At 41.0% G+C, this 18,299-nt stretch carries 14 protein-coding genes; 6 read left to right on the top strand and 8 right to left on the bottom strand.

Annotation, left to right across the window (positions count from 1 at the left end; genetic code table 11):
- Positions 1 to 119: 119 nt before the first annotated feature.
- The 4 genes from pyk to priA are packed head-to-tail and all read left to right on the top strand — an operon-like array spanning position 120 to position 5,530.
- A complete protein-coding gene (gene pyk / locus V7S75_RS05035) occupies positions 120 to 1,589 on the top strand; it encodes a pyruvate kinase (RefSeq protein WP_459511908.1) in 1,470 nt (489 codons plus the stop codon).
- A 16-nt stretch (positions 1,590 to 1,605) separates the two neighbouring features.
- Positions 1,606 to 2,376, top strand: coding sequence for a lysophospholipid acyltransferase family protein (locus V7S75_RS05030; protein WP_459511907.1), 771 nt, complete (start codon positions 1,606 to 1,608; stop codon positions 2,374 to 2,376).
- A gap of 2 nt (positions 2,377 to 2,378) precedes the next feature.
- The gene (gene gldD / locus V7S75_RS05025) at positions 2,379 to 2,984 is read left to right on the top strand and encodes a gliding motility lipoprotein GldD (RefSeq protein WP_459511905.1); all 606 of its coding nucleotides are present in this window, start codon (positions 2,379 to 2,381) and stop codon (positions 2,982 to 2,984) included.
- 44 nt (positions 2,985 to 3,028) lie between these two features.
- The gene (priA, locus tag V7S75_RS05020; RefSeq protein WP_459511902.1) at positions 3,029 to 5,530 is read left to right on the top strand and encodes a replication restart helicase PriA; all 2,502 of its coding nucleotides are present in this window, start codon (positions 3,029 to 3,031) and stop codon (positions 5,528 to 5,530) included.
- Here the strand turns inward: priA and V7S75_RS05015 are convergent.
- The 3 genes from V7S75_RS05015 to V7S75_RS05005 all read right to left on the bottom strand — a co-directional run bounded on the left by V7S75_RS05015 (position 5,527) and on the right by V7S75_RS05005 (position 11,418).
- Positions 5,527 to 6,252 carry a nitroreductase family protein gene (locus tag V7S75_RS05015; RefSeq protein WP_459511901.1) on the bottom strand — a complete coding sequence of 242 codons (726 nt, stop codon included), beginning with the start codon at positions 6,250 to 6,252 and terminating at the stop codon, positions 5,527 to 5,529. The two genes, priA and V7S75_RS05015, sit on opposite strands and share 4 nt — an antisense overlap.
- A 97-nt stretch (positions 6,253 to 6,349) precedes the next feature.
- Positions 6,350 to 8,128 carry a RagB/SusD family nutrient uptake outer membrane protein gene (locus V7S75_RS05010; protein ID WP_459511899.1) on the bottom strand — a complete coding sequence of 593 codons (1,779 nt, stop codon included), beginning with the start codon at positions 8,126 to 8,128 and terminating at the stop codon, positions 6,350 to 6,352.
- 35 nt (positions 8,129 to 8,163) lie between these two features.
- A complete protein-coding gene (locus V7S75_RS05005; protein ID WP_459511897.1) occupies positions 8,164 to 11,418 on the bottom strand; it encodes a SusC/RagA family TonB-linked outer membrane protein in 3,255 nt (1,084 codons plus the stop codon).
- 235 nt (positions 11,419 to 11,653) lie between these two features.
- Between V7S75_RS05005 and V7S75_RS05000 the strand changes: the two genes are divergently transcribed.
- A complete protein-coding gene (locus V7S75_RS05000) occupies positions 11,654 to 12,226 on the top strand; it encodes an adenylate kinase (RefSeq protein ID WP_459511895.1) in 573 nt (190 codons plus the stop codon).
- A 112-nt stretch (positions 12,227 to 12,338) separates the two neighbouring features.
- Positions 12,339 to 13,424 carry a GTPase ObgE gene (obgE, locus tag V7S75_RS04995; protein ID WP_459512330.1) on the top strand — a complete coding sequence of 362 codons (1,086 nt, stop codon included), beginning with the start codon at positions 12,339 to 12,341 and terminating at the stop codon, positions 13,422 to 13,424.
- A 34-nt stretch (positions 13,425 to 13,458) separates the two neighbouring features.
- Here the strand turns inward: obgE and V7S75_RS04990 are convergent, their stop codons facing one another.
- The 5 genes from V7S75_RS04990 to V7S75_RS04970 form a co-directional block, all read right to left on the bottom strand.
- Positions 13,459 to 14,361 carry an SDR family oxidoreductase gene (locus V7S75_RS04990; RefSeq protein WP_459511894.1) on the bottom strand — a complete coding sequence of 301 codons (903 nt, stop codon included), beginning with the start codon at positions 14,359 to 14,361 and terminating at the stop codon, positions 13,459 to 13,461.
- Positions 14,358 to 15,293, bottom strand: a complete 936-nt coding sequence (hemC, locus tag V7S75_RS04985) for a hydroxymethylbilane synthase (RefSeq protein WP_459511892.1) — start codon at positions 15,291 to 15,293, stop codon at positions 14,358 to 14,360. The genes V7S75_RS04990 and hemC overlap by 4 nt, the downstream gene beginning before the upstream one ends.
- Complete coding sequence (locus tag V7S75_RS04980; protein ID WP_459511890.1) at positions 15,280 to 16,407, bottom strand: DNA polymerase III subunit; 1,128 nt, start codon at positions 16,405 to 16,407, stop codon at positions 15,280 to 15,282. The genes hemC and V7S75_RS04980 overlap by 14 nt, the downstream gene beginning before the upstream one ends.
- A 25-nt stretch (positions 16,408 to 16,432) precedes the next feature.
- Complete coding sequence (locus V7S75_RS04975) at positions 16,433 to 17,545, bottom strand: putative sugar nucleotidyl transferase (protein ID WP_459511888.1); 1,113 nt, start codon at positions 17,543 to 17,545, stop codon at positions 16,433 to 16,435.
- A 70-nt stretch (positions 17,546 to 17,615) separates the two neighbouring features.
- Positions 17,616 to 17,858: a type B 50S ribosomal protein L31 gene (locus V7S75_RS04970; protein ID WP_315576023.1), complete on the bottom strand. Its 243-nt coding sequence runs from the start codon at positions 17,856 to 17,858 to the stop codon at positions 17,616 to 17,618.
- Between the last annotated feature and the right edge of the window lie 441 nt (positions 17,859 to 18,299).

Below are 18,299 nucleotides of genomic sequence, written 5' to 3'. Positions count from 1 at the left end.
GGAGTGGTATGGCATTGAATTCTTAAATTTTTACAAAAAATCGGGTTTATTATCTTGATTTAATTCCATTTTTTGCCGACTTAAATGTAAATTGCAGAGTAATTTGACTAAACTAATCTATGTCGTACCAACGCAAAACAAAAATTGTTGCCACAGTAGGCCCAGCATCTGAAACAAGAGAAGCTTTAATCCAATTAGCTCAAGCAGGAGTGAATATCTTCCGTCTAAATTTTTCTCATGGAACACATGCGGATCATTTGGCACGTTTGGAAACGATTCGTTCGATCAGCGATGAGTTAGGTTTGAATCTAACTGTATTACAAGACTTACAAGGTCCCAAAATTCGTACACAATTAGTGGAGAACAATGGTGTGCCTTTAGAGGCTGGAAAGCAATTGATCTTTGCGATGGATGAAAACCTTTTGGGAACATCTGAAAAGGTTGGAACGACATATACTTCCATGTACTTAGACGTTAACGTAGGTGAGCGTATTTTGATGGATGATGGTAACTTAGAAGTTAAAGTCCTTTCGATAGATAAAGAGAAAAAAGAAGTTGTAACGGAAGTTGTTTATGGGGGAATTTTAAAGTCGAAGAAAGGTATTAACCTTCCTGGAACGAAGGTTTCATTGCCATGTTTGACTGAAAAAGATACGGCTGATTTATATTTTGGTTTAGATCATGGTGTTGATTGGATCGCATTGTCATTTGTTCGCAAGGCATCTGATATTTGGGATATCAAAGATAAAATCAAAGCTTATGGCAAAACGGCGAAAGTTATTGCTAAGATTGAAAAGCCAGAGGCGATCGATAATTTAGATGAAATCATTGAGGCTACGGATGCAATCATGGTTGCGCGTGGTGACCTAGGTGTGGAAATGGACGGTGCTGTTGTTCCTTATCTTCAAAAAGTAATGGTTGAGAAATGTACGGCAGCTGGTAAGCCTGTTATTGTGGCTACACAGATGTTGGAGTCCATGATCACAAACCCAGTTCCTACACGTGCGGAGACATCTGACGTTGCGAATGCGGTATTGCAAGGTGCATCAGCGACGATGTTGTCTGGCGAATCTGCTTCGGGTGCTTATCCAATTAAAGCCGTTGAGACAATGGCTCACATTCATGAGGTTGTAGAACAACAACAGAATGCGATTGAAATCGTTCGTGGAGATGAAGCAGCGATTTATTTTAAGAATCACGCATTAGCAAACACGCCTAATGTAACGTTAACAGATCGCTTGATCTCGGGAGCATGTCGTTTAGCACGTGACTCGAAAGCCAAAGCAATCCTTTGCATTACGAACTCGGGTCAAACTGCATTTAAATTATCTGCACACCGTCCCAAAGCTGATTTGTACGTATTTACGAACAATAAGCAGTTGATGTCAACGATGGGCTTGTTATGGGGTGTGAAAGTATTCTATTATGATGCTGCATCAGAAAGTGCTGAGAAAACAGTTCAAGGCATGGTTGATCGCTTGAAAAAAGAACAATTATTATCGGTAGGCGACGTTTTCGTAACAACGCTTTCCATCCCTGCGCATACTACAAAGAAAACCAATACGGTTCAATTGGGTATCGTAGAATAAATTTCAGGGTTTACCCATGAAGAAAAAAAATCCTTATTTATCAAATCCGCTAATCGGTCTATACTCTGTATGGACCGGTTTTTGGTTTATTGGCTGGTTTCTTGCTCTTTATCCATTTATGGTAATTTGCTTGCAGCATAAGGATACGAAGCGATATGCGCACAAATTAGTTCGAATTTGGTCTCGCTTATTTTTTGCATTTGGCTTCTTACGTTTTGAAGTTATCTCTGAACAGAAATTAGATCCCAAGCAGGTCTATGTTTTTTGTGCGAACCATTTTTCCTATTTAGATATTCCTGCATTTGTTAAAATTCTGCCTAATTATTTTTCATTTGTAGGGAAGAGTTCGATTCAGAAGGTGCCATTATTTGGCTATTTATATGCTCGTCTGAATATTTTGGTCGATCGGAGCGACCGAAAGAGTAGAACGGCAACGCTCGCAAAATCAATCAGAGCTTTACAATCAAAACGTAGTATCATTATTTTCCCCGAAGGAGGAATTACGTCCAAAACGTTTCCATTCATGTCTACGCCCTTAAAGGATGGCGCATTCGCAATGGCAATTCAGCAACAAGTTCCCATTTTGCCCATAACGTTTTTGAATAATTATCAATTGTTAGATGATGAGAACTTTGCTTTAAGGCCAGGAATCATCCGGGTGCGGATACATGCACCCATTGAAACACAAGGATTAACTCAAGAAGATTTACCGGTTTTACGTGAGCAAGTGTTTCAAAAAATCCAACAGCCTTTGCTGGACTACCATGGGGTAGATTTACCTCAATAGTTATGATGAAATATCTATACTTGATGGGGATTGTATGTGCATTGCTCGCTTGTGAGCAAAAGCAGACGGGTGATGTTCCCCGACCAAAGGGTTACAATCGCATCGATCTTCCGAAGGCCCAATACGTTTCTTTGGAGGCTGGCCATCCTTATCAATTTGAAGTTTCCAAGTTCGCCAAGGTAATACCTGATACCGTTACCATTGGTAATAAAAGAGAAGTCTTTAAGGCCGAACCCCATTGGATTTATTTGTACTATCCGCGCTGGGATGCATTTATTCAAATCACTTACAAACCACTGGGAGGCGATAAGCAAAAAATGAAGGCGCTGATTAACGATGCATTTGCATTAGCATATAAGCATCAAGGAAAGGCTGCCGGGATTCATGATTATGTCATGACAACCTCAGATGGTAGAAAAGCAGGATTGATTGAATTGAATGGGGAAGTGGCAACGTCCTTGCAGTTTTTTACTACGGATAGCACAAAACATTTTTTACGTGGAGCAATCTATGTAAAAACAGCGACCCAAAACGATTCTTTAGCCCCAATTATCCGGTTTCTGAAGCAGGATGCCTTGCATTTAATTCAAACGCTATCTTGGAAATAACGACTTGTTCAGTTCCTGAACTTTCTGTTTATTTGTAGCTTATTATGGGGGAATCCAAAGTGCTTTTTGAGTCAGAAGAATCAACAGTTTTTGTTGATGCACTTCTCCCTTTGCCCATTCCTCGCTATTTTACTTATCGGGTGCCCCGACAATGGGCTACCTGGGTTGAGGCGGGCCTCCGCATCGTTGTTCCTTTTGGGAGCACTAAAGTATTGACCGCTGTTATTGTCAGTGTTCATCACCAGCCGCCGAAACAATACCAAGCGAAATATATCTTGGAGATTCTCGACGAATCCCCTTTGGTGACGGCTTCTCAAATCGCTTTGTTTCAATGGGTGGCTAATTACTACATGTGCTACCCAGGTGAGGTATTCCAAGTGGCGTTGCCGGCAGGACTTAAGATATCCAGTCAATCGAAAGTACAAATTCATCCAGAGTTTCAAGCAATGGAAGAATTGACGGATAAAGAAACTGTCATCTATCAAGCGATTCAAGAAAAAGGGTCCCTTTCCTACGATGAAGTAGCGCGGGTCGCCGAAGTAAAAAGTCCCTATCATCACATCAAAGCAATGGTGGGTAAAGGGGCGATTTTGATTTTTGATGAATTGAAAGACCGATATACGCCAAAGGTTCAGCGGCGAATTAGACTCGTTCAAAATTATGCGAATAAAGATGCTATTACGACGCTGATAGGTGAATTAGAATCCAAGACTAAGCAAATCAGTGTTCTTTTGCATTACTTACAGTTTATCCCGGTCATGCGTGAAGCGGAATCGAACCTGCGTGGGCTGGAGAAATCGAGTTTCACCCAAGCAGGCTTGTCGGAAAGTGCTTTGCAAACACTCATAAAACATGGAATTTTTGAATCCTTTGAGACCATCGTTTCTCGATTTGGGACTGATTCCGATGATTTTGTTCCCGCGAGTTTTGATTTGAGTGGACCCCAAGAGAAGGCGTATCAGTCGATTCTCCAGCAGTTTCAAGAAAAAGAGACTGTGTTATTGCATGGTATCACAGGGAGTGGTAAAACGGAAATATATATACGATTAATACAAGAAGCCTTGGCCAATGGCGATCAGGTGCTATATCTATTGCCTGAGATTGCTTTAACGACTCAAATTGTAGCTCGATTAAAGAAAATATTTGGAGAGCAGGTGGGGATTTACCATTCGAAATTCTCCGATAATGAGCGGGTGGAGGTCTGGAAATCAATCGTGGAAGGAAAATATCCTTTTGTGGTGGGGGTTCGTTCAGCGGTTTTCTTGCCATTTTCTCACTTGGGTCTGATCATTGTGGATGAGGAACACGAATCTTCATTTAAACAGGTTGATCCAGCCCCGCGCTACCATGCGCGTGATGTTGCGATGGTATTAGCGGGCCAACAAAAAGCGAAGGTGCTCTTGGGCTCCGCAACTCCTTCCATCGAATCGTATTATCAAGCTAAGCAGGGGAAATATGGTTTAGTGAGTTTGATGGAACGTTTTGGGAAGGCTTCCCTACCAGAAATGACTTTGATTGATACCAAATACGCCACCAAAATGAAGCAGATGAAGGGCGGATTTTCGGTGGATTTGGTCACGATGTTGGATGAGAATTTTCAGAAAGGAAAACAAAGCCTTTTATTCCAAAATCGCAGAGGCTATTCCCCTTATATTCAATGTCAGGATTGCGATTGGATTGCTGAGTGTAATCAATGTGATGTGAGTTTGACCTATCATGCTAAAGATCAAGAATTGCGCTGTCATTATTGTGGCTATCGCGAGGGTTTATTACGTCGCTGTGGAGCATGTGGGGGTACGAATCTAAAAACGATGGGCTATGGGACCGAAAAGTTAGAAGAAGAGCTTCAGTTGCTTATTCCTGATGCGCGAATCGGTCGGATGGACTTAGACACCACACGCTCCAAAACGGCTTTTAACAGTTTATTGGCTGAGATTCAGTCGGGGAATATTGATATATTAGTCGGGACCCAAATGGTGGCCAAAGGGCTCGATTTTGAAGGACTTTCTACCGTGGCCATTTTTGACGCGGATAGAATCATCAACTTCCCTGATTTCAGAGCACATGAGCGTGCGTTTCAATTAATCACGCAGGTGGCTGGAAGAGCTGGTCGGCGAGATGAGCAAGGCCAGGTATTTATTCAAACGAATCAACCTAGTCACCGCTTATTTCAATACATTCAATCAGGTGATTATGCTGCCTTGTATGCGGATGAAATTGTAGAACGGGAGGGATATCATTATCCTCCCTTTGTTCGCTTAATCAAGTTGACGCTACGTCACATGGAATCCAATCAAGTGGAGAAAGCTGCATTTGAATTAGGCTCGATGTTAAAGGCTAAATATGGTCATGGACGGATTTTGGGTCCGGAGCGTCCCTTAATTGAACGTGTTAGGAATCAATTCGTCATGGAAATTCTAATCAAATTGGAAAAAGGAGTATCCTTAGCCCAATTTAAAGTGGATCTTCGCTTGGTCCTAGATGAATTGCCTAGTAAACCCGTTTTCAAAGGGGTTCAAGTGATTCCCGATGTAGATTGTCTTTAGTGTTTGATAACAACTTCGTCATAAGGTAATCGGAAACGTTCACCCCAAACTCCATCTTGCGTACCTTTACCCACGGAAATAATCATATTGATTTCTGCCCCAGAAGGTAAATTCAACGCTTTTTTAACTCGAACGGCATCGAATCCTTCCATAGGACACGTATCAAAACCCTCAGCGGCAATTGATAACATGAATGTTTGTGCGGCTAAAGCACATGATTTATGCACCATGACGCGTTGGTCTGCTTTTCCACCAAATCGCATAAATGGTTTACGGATACCCATGAAAAAACACATAGATTTCCGGATGAGTGTGAATATTCCAAAAATATCTTGTCGGTAAAGCAAAGGCATCAGTTGGCCATAATATTGCAATCCTCTTTTCTCCCTTTTACCAGGTTCATTGCCTTTTAATGCATTTTTGATTTGATCTAAATTCCACTGAGCATGTTGTTTCCAATGGTCTTGACGTGTAACGAAAACAACTAAGTGAGCAGGATTTTTAGCTGCTGATTGCCCTAAACATAGCGCATGGAATTCAGCTTTCTTTTCTGGACTTTGAATCCAATGAAATTCCCATAATTGCATATTGCTACTATTGGGCGATAATATGGCACGTTCTAAACTACGCTGAATAACGGAATCGTCTACGGGAATATTTTCGTCGAAGAGACGATTTGATCTTCTTTTTTGAATGATTTGTTCAAATTGTTCAGCTAGCATAGGGGTATATTTTTTTCAAATATAGGTTAATTCTTGACGAGATTAAATAAAAAAAAGTCAGGACCGAAGTCCTGACTTTTGAACAAAAAAAAACAAATTAATATCCAGGATTTTGCTTCAAGGTAGCAGCACCTGCTTTTTGTGAATTTAGGATTTCATCGTTTGGCAATGGGAAATATTCATTTCTTCCTGCTTTGAATGATTTTCCTACCAAGTATCCACGCTTGTTGTAGGTTCTACCTGCAGCATCCGTACCATTAACGGATTCTTCTTTCAAGTATTTGTTCAAGTAAGGTTCAGCAATGCCCCAACGAACTAAGTCGAAGAAACGGTGACCTTCCATGGCAAACTCTAAGCGATTTTCCATGCGAACGGCATTTTGTGCAAATTCTTTTCCTTTAGCTGCAAATGTACCAGTTGGGTAAGGATTGACTACATAATTAACGGATGCATCTTGCACGGAACCAGTTTTCGCGCGGTTTCGAATCAAGTTTACATATTTTTCTGCTTCACCTAAGTTGCCCAATTCAACCTCGCACTCTGCCAACCACAAGATAACAGAAGATAATTTCAACAAGCGGTAGTTATTGTTAACAGCACGCTTGTTTGTTGAGTGCGTTGAGCTACCTTCGTCAGCTAGGTAATACATCCATTTTTTACCGATGAATGGTCCTGAATAACTTTGGTTACGAATCCAAGAGAAACCTGGCATTTGACCCCAATCTAAGAAGTTTACGCCACGACGGCCAACTGTCCAATCTAAACGAGGATCTACAGGTACATCTTTCTTCAATGTGAAAGCTTGGTCAGATTTTAAGCCTTGATCATTAGGTACATCCACTGCATTGTATGTATCAGCAGTACCATCCGCTTTTGCGCCAATCATTGGCAAACCATCAGCATCTGTTTTAAATGCATTCACTAAATTATGTGAAGGCAAATAAAATCCGCAACATCCACGACCTGGTGAGTTGGCTGAATATGGCCAGTTCAAGTTATCCCCTACGTTACCATTGTTACCCGTTGAACCATCATTCACAGAAAATTCCACTTCGAAAATAGATTCTGCATTGTTGTTTGTGATGTTACGGTAGTTGTCATGGTAATTCGGCATTAATTTTTTGCCTGAATTGTTGTAGACATCCAATAACAAATCTTTAGCTGCTTGGTATTTCTTTTGGAAAAGTAAAGCTTTTGCTAAATACGTCTTTGCAGCCCATTTTGTTGCACGACCTTTTTGAGCTTGTGTAGCTGGAAGGTTATCTGCTGCAAATTTGAAATCCGCCTCAATGTTAGCCCAAATGTCTTTATCATTCGGAACTTTCGTTGAATTTGGATCATCACGCTTGTAGATGTTCTCATCAATGTAAGGAACCATGTTCCACATTTTCTTTGCTTCAAAATGGAAGTGTCCACGTAAAAAACGAGCTTCTGCAACAACTTGTGTTTTTTCTGCATCCGTCATATCCTTTACATCAGCACTTTTTGCCAACATCAATGCTTCGTTTGCACGAGCAACTCCATCATAAGAATGTTGCCATTTTCCTAAGAAATATGTGTTATCCGAAAGCCAGTTGAATTGCTCAATGTACTCTTGCTCTGGCTGGTCACCAATATCCGTTCCTTTCACAGCATCACCAGAAGTAATACCGCCAAAAACGTAATTTGAAATCGTAGACTGACGTCCTGTATTTCCAGCACCTACACCATCCATCAAGGAGTAGGCTCCAATTAATAAGGCGTTTACACCATTCTTATTACTCAATGAAGTCAACGACGCGGCACCTTGTGGTTCAATTGCGAAGAAACTATCTGAACAAGAAAAGTTGACACCTACTGTCGCGACTAATGAAGCGATTATGATTAACTTTTTCATTTTATATCTGATTTATTTTCAAATGATATATCTAATTAAAATCCTACTCTTAAACCAACATTGTATGATTTAGCAACAGGGAATGCACCTTCATCAATACCCATGTGGATATCTTGGTTATCGTTACCTGAAGTTCTCAAGTTGACATCTGGATCTAAGCCTTTGTATTTCGTAAATGTGAACAAGTTTTGACCTTGAACATACACTTGTAAAGAGCTCAATTTGATTTTGCTTAAGAATACTTTAGGAACCGTGTAGGTTAATTGAATATTCTTGATGCGCATGTAAGATCCGTCTTCTACGAAGTAAGAAGAAATTTGCTGACTTGTACCATCTTGTGAATTCAAGCGAGGTAATAAAGCTACGTCACCTTGTTTCTTCCAAGAGTTATACAACATGTCTTTTGAACGGTTACCTTGGAACGTGTTGAAGTCAGTCCAATATTTTTGGTAGTTGAACAATTCATTACCTTGAACACCTTGCGCAAATACCGTTAAATCCCAGTTTTTGTAACCAAGATTCAAGTTGATACCATACGTGAAATCTGGATGAGGATTACCAATAATTGTTTTATCAGCAGCAGTGATCACACCATCGCCATTTACATCACGGAATTTGAATACACCAGCACGCGTATAAGATCCAAATTTAGGAGCCGCTGCTGCTTCTGCATCGTCTTTGATTACACCATCAATGATATAACCATAGAAACTAGCGATTGGTAAACCTGCCTTCGTTACTGAGATGGCTGGAAGACGCGTAGAGAATCCAAATACGGTTGCATTCGGGTCATCGTTCAATTTAACCACATTGTTTTTGTATTGGCTATATTGACCTGTGATGCTATAGCGTAAATCACCAATTTGATCGCGATACGTTACATTGATGTCAATACCAGTATTGTTTACTTCACCAATATTTACAAAAGGAATCGTTGCTGTACCCGCTGTTTTTGGAATAGGTACTTGCGTTAACATGTCTGAAGTTGTACGTGTGTACCAGTCTAAGTTTACGTCTAATTTGTTATTCCAGAAACTAGCGTCAACCCCGATGTTCGTAGAGGTATTTGTCTCCCAACGACCTGATGTATTTCCGAACTGAGCAATGTCAAAACCAGTTGCGATTGAGTTTCCTGAACCAGAGATGTCATATGCATTGTTATTAGGATCTGGAGTATACAATGTATATGCATTATATACGTTTGGAATTAATTGGTTACCCGTTTTACCCCAACCACCACGTACTTTTAATTCATTAACGAATGTTAAGTCTTTCATGAAAGCTAGTTCTGTTAAACGAGCTCCCAAAGAGAACGCAGGGAAGATACCATAACGATAATCTGGTGAGAAACGTGATGAACCATCACGACGTAAAGTAAAGTCGGCTAGCAATAAATCCTTGTAAGCATAGTTCACTTTTCCAAATTGTGAGAATAAGGCTGTAATAGTAGCACCTGATCCAGCATTCGATAAACCTGCCGCTGATCCGTTGTTCAAATAACGATAAGATAAATCATCAAATGCGAAGTTTGAACGTGCCGCATTGAAACCAAATCCATAGGTTGAAACAGATTCAGTACCTACTAAAACGTTCACAGTATGATCACCGATGGTTTTGTTGTAATTCAACGTATTAAACCAAGTTACCGTACGGTCGTAGCTATTTGAAACCGTTAAGCTGTTCGAAGAACGAGGCTCAGCTGCTTCAATATCACGGTTCAAATACACAGACTGGTTAAAGTTGTTGTATTCAAAACCTAAACTTGTACGAGCTTTTAAATCTTTAATCAATTCGATTTCAGTAAATACGTTACCAAAAATGTGAGAACCTTTGATCGGGTTATCTTTCTCTCTCCATTGACGAGCTAATGGGTTTGGCGCATTACCTAAGTTAGATCCTCTAGAACCTGCGAATCCATTTAAATCAGATGTATTCGTTCCGCCTAAGCCACGTGGACCACCCGTGATATCAAAGATTGGAATGATTGGTTGAACACGAATCGCAAATGAAATAGGATTCGATTCGTTGTTATTACCTGATGGAACACCAATTCTCTCATCATAGGTAACTGTGAAGTTTTCGCCAAAAGTTAATTTACCTTTCTTGAATTCTGTGTTAGCACGAACCGAATAACGAGAATATCCCGTGTATTTCATGATACCATCTTGATTAAAGTAACTTGCAGAAATAGCATATTTGCCATTTTTTGATCCACCCGTTGCTCCTAATTGATAGTTGGAGATTTTAGCCGGGCCAAAAATCGCACGTTGCCAATCTGTTCCTTCTTTATTTGCTTTCGTGATATTGAAAGCAGTTTTCCCTAAGTTAGGATCTGCAATATCGTTTGTATACGTATAGTTCGCAGGAAGTTCCCCGAAAACGTTTGGATAGATATAATCCGCAATCGTTTGAGAACCATCTGCTCCGAAACGGTATTGTGCTGATGGAGATGTTCCAGCAGGCTTTCCAGCACCGATTTCAGACTCATAGTAATATTGACCTAATTCTTTTGTGTTCAACAAATCAAGTGTTTTGCCAACATCCTGAGTTCCCGTGTACATGTCGAAATTAATTTTCGGCTCACCTTCACCACCACGTTTTGTTGTGATGATTACAACCCCGTTCGCAGCACGAGCACCGTAAATTGACGCTGCAGATGCATCTTTCAATACCTGCATCGACTCGATGTCTGCTGGGTTAATCTGGTTCAATGTACCTTGCGTAGGAACGCCATCAATAACATACAAAGGAGAGTTATTATTGATTGAACCAAATCCACGAATACGAACCATTGTTCCACCACCTGGTGAATTATCGTTACCAACAGTTACACCCGAAGCACGACCTTGTAACATTTGAGTCACAGAGGCAGTAGGAACCGCATTCAGTTCTTTCGCTCCTACAACGGATACCGCCCCCGTAATATCTTTCTTACGTTGGGATGAGTAACCTGTTACGACTACTTCGCTCAATTGGCTAACGTCCTCATCTAGTTTGACTGTGATGCTTGAACGATTGCCAACGGCAACAGTTTTGGAAACATAGCCAACCGAAGTGATGACTAATTCAGCGTTTCCGCTTTTTACATTAATGGAGAAAGCTCCATTTCCATCTGTTGTTGTTCCGGTTGTAGAACCTTTAACAGCTACAGAAACACCGGGAATACCGCTGCCTTGGGCATCTTGGATACTACCCGTAACTTTTCGGTCTTGACCAAAGGCAACCCAGGAAAGGGTTAGCATGAATGCCATTAGAAAGACCACTCTGCTTACGTAGAAATTGTTTTTCATAAAAGATTAGGTTTGAGTGATAGTCGTTATAATACAGATTACTTCGACGTTAGTTAGCAATATATAAAACATTTTAATCCATGCTATGTTGTTTTGTAATTATTTATTGAAATTGTTGTAAAATTTACGGAACGGTTATGATTTCTTAATAATCAGGTAATTAGCCTTTAGTTCATAGGTAAATCACAGAGCTTTCGTTACCTTTGTCTTTTGCATTTATTATAATAATTCGATTATGTTAAACTTGGTTTTATTTGGCCCTCCAGGTGCCGGAAAAGGAACTCAATCTGCAAAATTGATTGAGAAATATGGACTGATTCATTTGTCTACAGGTGATTTGTTGCGTGCAGAAATTGCAGCAGGAACAACCTTAGGTTTAGAGGCCAAAAAATTAATGGATCAAGGAATATTAGTTCCTGATGCCGTTGTTATCGGAATGATCGATAATAAGTTGAACGAAAATAAATCCGCAGCCGGCTTTATCTTTGATGGATTTCCGCGTACTGTGGCTCAAGCTGCTGCATTGGATGATTTGTTAACGCAACATGGTGTAGAAATTTCTCAAATGATTGCCTTAGAAGTTGAACAAGAAGAGTTAACCCAGCGTCTATTAGAAAGAGGTAAAACCTCCGGGAGACCTGATGACCAAAACGAAGATTTAATTCGTAAACGCGTTCAAGAATATACGGAGAAAACAGCTCCTGTAGCTGATTTTTATGCCAACCAAGGTAAATTTACAGGCATCAATGGGGTAGGGGAAATTGAGCAAATTTTCGCTCAAATTGTTTCCATTGTTGAAAAGAACTAAGAACTAAGAGTTAAGAGGTGTTTGAAATGATTCCGGACTAATTGACTTCGGACTGATTAAAGCATCCGACTAAAGATTGACTAGTGACTAGCGACTAGCGACTAACGACTACATTATGACATCAAATTTCATTGATTACGTTAAAATTAATCTGCGCTCTGGACGCGGAGGAAGTGGCTCATCTCACTTTAGAAGAGAAAAACACGTTCCTAAAGGTGGTCCAGACGGAGGTGATGGTGGTCGGGGAGGTCATGTCTATATTGTCGGCAATAGTCAGCACTGGACTTTACTTCACCTGAAATTTCAAAAACACATCATTGCCGACAATGGCAAAGGGGGTGAGGGCGGACGCCGTTCAGGTATGGAAGGAGACGATGTCTTCATCGAAGTGCCTTTAGGAACAATTGTTAAAGACGCAGAAACGAATGAATTTCTGGCTGAAGTTACTGAAGAAGGGCAGAAAGTTTTGTTGCTTCCAGGTGGTCGGGGTGGTTTAGGAAATACCCATTTTAAGTCTTCTACGAATCAATCCCCACGTCATGCCCAACCGGGTGAAGCGGGTTTGGAGCGTTGGGTGATTATGGAATTAAAAGTCTTAGCGGATGTCGGTCTAGTTGGATTCCCGAATGCAGGTAAATCAACCTTGCTTTCTGTTCTATCAGCTGCGAAGCCTGAAATCGCCGACTATCCATTCACGACCTTGGTTCCTAATCTAGGCGTGGTAGCTTACCGTGATTATAAATCTTTTGTCGTTGCTGATATTCCTGGAATTATCGAAGGTGCTGCGGAAGGAAAAGGACTTGGTTTACGCTTTTTGCGTCATATCGAGCGAAATTCCATCCTTTGCTTTTTGATTCCTTCGGATGCAGAAAACTGGGGAGATGAATACAAGATTTTAGTAGGGGAACTTGAAAAATACAACCCTGAATTGTTGCATAAACGCCGCGTACTCGTTGTTTCAAAAATGGACTTATCCATCCCAGAAATGGAGGAGGAGATGCGTGAAAGTTTACCTAAAGACCTTCCTTTGGTATTCATTTCATCCGTTACAAATACCGGAATTCAAGAGTTGAAAGATTTACTTTGGGAAACTTTACAAGAAGAAAATAAGGATGTAGCCAAACAAGTAGAAAGCTCCATCGATATTCCGCAGACGCAAGCAGATTTTGACCGACTGGTCGAAGAAGATGTAGAATAAATTAAAAAAGGTCGTCCAATTGGACGACCTTTTTTTAGTTTATCTGTGAGGCCATAAGTGCAATTCCTTCGCTAAAGGTTTTAGGTTGATATCCCAAAATGTTTTTAGCTTTGGTGAGAATAAATCCCGTCCTTGGAGGTCGCTTCGCAGGTTGTGAGAATGTCGAAGAATCAGCTGGTTTTATCAATTCCTTGGGTAAATCAAAGAATTCAGCTGTTTTGATTGCCATTTCATAGGGGGTCAATAATTCTTCTCCGGAGATATTAAAAATACCCTCCGCTTCTTTTTGGGCGATGAGCCAACAGCCCATTGCGAGGTCTTCAGCAAGGGTAGGTGTTCTGAATTGATCGGTAACCACGTTGATTTGCTTTCCGTCCTCCAACGATTTTTTGACCCAAAGAACAATATTGGTTCGACTCATGTCCGGTACAATTCCAAACACCAATACGGTGCGAGCAATGGCCCAACGAATCGATGAAGCTTGAACAATTTGTTCGGCTTTCAATTTACTCTCTCCATAAACGGAAATCGGGTTTGGCTTTGCATCTTCTGCATAAGGACCAGCCTCTCCATCAAAAATAAAGTCGGTCGACAAATGGCAAAGAAATGTATTGTATTTTGAGCATGCTTGAACAATGTATTCAACCGCCTTCACATTCAAAGCTTCGCAACCCGCTAAATCTGTTTCACATGTATCCACATTCGTCATTGCTGCCGTATGGATAACTATTTGTGGTTGGTATGCAGAAAAGACCTCTTCTACAGCCTTTGGATCCGTGATATCGAGCGTTTGATACGTGTAACCACTCCGATTGGGTAAACGGTTTTCTCCGCGGGCTGATGCAATCAAATTTACGCCAGCCTCTTTACTAAGTAGGTCGACTAATTTTTGCCCGAGTAGGCCATTCGATCCTGTGATAAGAATGGTTTTTTTCATGATGCTAATTGTGTCCTAATTTCTTGTAATAGTGTTTGTGCTCCTTGATCAATTAATTCTTGTGCTACGGTTTTGCCAAGCATTTCTGGATCTGCCCCCAGGCCATTTGATTTGATATCCACCTCGCCTCGTAATCCTAGCACGCCCGCTTGTAAAAATATTCCTTCTGCTTGATGATATGCATGTCCATACACCGGCACACTGCATCCGCCATCCAATTGCGCTAACAAATGTCGCTCAGCGAGTAAACAGGCTTCTGTTTTTTCATCATTACAAAGTTGGCGAATAGCAGCTCTCAATGCAGAATCTAATCTGCTTGAGCATTGAATTGCAACAGAACCTTGACCTACAGCAGGGGTAAATGTCTCAATAGGCAAATGCTCAACGATATAAGATTCCATCCCCATGCGATGTACGCCAGCATAAGCCAAAATCATCGCATCACACGCGCCACTTTTTAATTTTTCTAATCTTGTTTGGAGATTTCCCCGCATTTCCACCAAGCTATGATGTGGGAATTCCTTCGCCATCATCGCACGCCGACGTGTGCTCGAAGTTCCAACCACCGCTCCTTCAAGTGAAGCTAAGCGGAAATCTGGATTTAGGCTGAGGACTACATCATGCGCGGCCTCCCGTTTGGTGAATGCAATTAATGGCAAATCTTCAGCTAATGTTGAAGGGAGATCCTTTGCGGAATGTTGGGCTATATCAATTTCCCCATTTCGCAACATGGTCTCTAATTCTTCCGTAAATACACCTTTGGCACCTATCTTCGAAAGAGAACGATCGAGGATTTTGTCTCCAATGGTAATAATATCAACAATTTCAACGCTGTATCCTGCTGATGCCAACATGTCTGCGATATGCCTCGCTTGCCACATGGCAAGGGCAGAATTTCGCGTCCCAATTCGGATGAGTTTATTTGTTGGCATTAGCAATTCGAATTATTTGTAAAGATAAATCCAAATGAATCATTTTTGCCCGACCATTTCTTTCCAAATGATAATGGGCAGTGGATACTTTTTCGCTTATTTTTTCAATGGCTGGACGGTTCAATGTTTTGGAGAAATTGGCAATGAATGCCTTTTCTTTTTCCAATGCTTTAATAAGCGATGGGGCGTCCGAAATTTGGTATAAACATTGTCTGAAAATGTGTAACGCGTATTCCAATAAGCTTTTTTGATCCTCTTTTGCGAGGCCATCAAACTGGTCGGCGAGGCCAACTAATTTGCTTAAATTCTTTTGATAAACGGCACGCATCCAGTCGGCAAACCAAGTAGAAGTGCTTAAATTCTCCGACTTGGCCTTGTCCAAAGCCCAAGCAATATTTCCTTCGCAACTGATCGCTAAATTTTGCGCATTTTCAAGGCTTGTCCCCGTCTCTTTGACTAAAAAATCGGCGAGCGATGTTTCGTCAACAGCCTGAATAGCAATGCGTTGTGTTCTGGATAAAATGGTTGTTAACAACTTTTGGGCATCCGAACAAACTAATAAGAATAGGGTGTCGCTGGGTGGCTCCTCTAAGGTTTTAAGCAGGGCATTCCCGGATGATAAATTCAGCGATTCGGGGTTCCAAATAATGACCACTTTGAAAGGAGCTTCAAAAGGTTTAAGGCTTATTTTTCCTAGGAGCTTGCGGGTTTCTTCGACGGGGATATTTCCCTGTTTGTTTCCTTCAGCACCCATAGCTGCAAGCCACTCGGGAAGTACCCGAAAGAGGCCTCCCGTGATGAAATTACGCCATTCCGGAAGGAAGGCGTCGGATTCTGCCTCTTTGATTTTTTTAGTCGTGACACTCGGGAACAGGTAGACGATGTCTGGATGGATGCCTTTGTGCACTTTTTGGCAACTTGGACAAGTCCCACAAGAATCCTCACCTTGTCGGTTCGTACAGAATAAATACGAAGTAAATGCCATTGCCATGGCTAATTGAGCACCACCGGTAGGACCATGAAATAATTGGGCATGAGCAATGTGTTCGTTGAGAACAGATTGGCTCAATTGTTTCTTGGTTTGTTGTAATCCGGGGATGTCTTGAAAGCGCATGCGGTTTCCCTAATTAATGAATAAGCTAATTTCGGGCATTTGCTTCCTCTTTCCAAATTTGTTCGATGTTGCTGGGCAGATTTTCAGGGATTTCTTGTTTTTTGGCAAGAATCCATGCGGAAGCATTTTCTGCGGCTTGATCTTTTCGATAGGGGCTGAAGTCGGGGTATTCACCCCAGGTCAAAGAAGGAATGTATTTGGGCAGAAATTGTGTGCCACTGATGTTGCAATGGTTTCCTACGACTGTGCCTGTGTTGAATTTGGTATGAATGCCTGTTGTTACGTAATCACCGAGCAGTATGCCAAAGGATTTGCATCCCGTTTTTCGTGGCTTGTTTGTGGCGTAATTGTATAGTTGTACGGGTTTTAGGTCGTTGCGGACATTGGAACAAGTTGTTAACGCCCCAAGGTTACAGAAAGAGCCAATGATGGAATTTCCGATAAAACCTTCGTGCGACTTATTGCTGTAAGGGAAAAAGATACTCGCACTGATTTCGCCTCCTACTTTGCATCCAGGTCCTATGGTTGTGAAGGGTCTTATTTTGGCACCTAAATTTGTGACACTATCCGCTAAGATTGCGGCGGGTCCTTGCATGTAGGTTCCTATTTGTAGTGTTACGTTCTTTCCTATAAATATGGGGCCTTGACTGGCATCTAATATGGAGCCTGTGATGGATGCGCTGGAATCGATGTAACAGTTTGAGGAATTGATACAAGTGTTTCCTCGTTCGCCTAATGCGTTGAGGTCAAATGTATTTGGAGTAATTTCGCGGGTTAATGCTTGCCTATTTGCCTCGAGTAAATCTTCCGGGAATTGAATAAATGTGGGTTGCTCCTTGAGGTATATACGTTGTGTATGTTCGCTTTGTGGAGTCGAAGCCCGATAGGCGATCCATTGGCTTTCCCAATAGAGGGTTGAGTCCGATGGTAATTGAAGGATTTGTTGGACGAGATCTTTGCTCGGTAAAACAGAACCTAGTATATAAGTATCTGGCGAAAGGATGTTTTCAAAAGATTTCCATTTAGCTTCGATTGTACTTAGTCCCACCCATAGTTCGCTTAACTTTCTTGTATAAGTCAGCGGGCGCATTTGCATGCTTATTTGTACATCATCAAGGAGTTGGCTTGTCTTCCACATCTTGCAAATAAACGGAAAAAGCCTCAACATGAAGACATGTGGAGGCTTTTTTTGTATGCTATAATGAATACTAGTTCTTCGCGTAACGCTTGTTGAATTTATCAACACGACCCGTAGTATCTAACAATACATTTTTACCTGTGTAGAAAGGATGTGACTGAGAAGAAACCTCTAGTTTGTAAACTGGGTAAGTTGCTCCTTCAAATTCAGTTGTTTCAGTTGTTTGAACGCAAGAACGAGTTAAGAACTTGTAATCAGCTGATAAATCGTGAAATACAACCTCTTTGTATTCTGGGTGGATATCTTTTTTCATTGTGTTTGTATAATGACGATTCCCTGCCGTCTATTTTAAAATTAATTGGAAATCCCTGGGAATGGACTTCATTTATTCGGGTTGCAAAATTAATTATTATCTACATAAATACAAATCATGCGTGTATATAATTTTCAGTAAAATCAAAGCCTAAATACCTTGAAAAAATTTTTCAAAAATATTTTATGGTACTTTTCCAAGAGAGATACTGCCATTGGATTTTCCTATGGCGCTATGTCATAGTGTATTTTAAATATGGAATTATTTTCATCTTTTTTAGCTTGGAAAAATGTTTGCACGGCCTCTCATTTTTTTCTAATTTTACATAGTGCCCAAGCCGCTGGAAGTGCTTCAATTTTCAGCTTACGAAAAGCAATAAAACAAAACCGCCAACGGGTCAATTTTAACCATAAGTCGACCTAGTGAAATTAAGAAAAAGCA

This window comes from Aquirufa sp. TARAVU-A1A, assembly GCF_054558675.1.
Note: the sequence above shows the minus strand (reverse complement) of the source record. Positions and strands in the feature narration are given on the sequence as shown.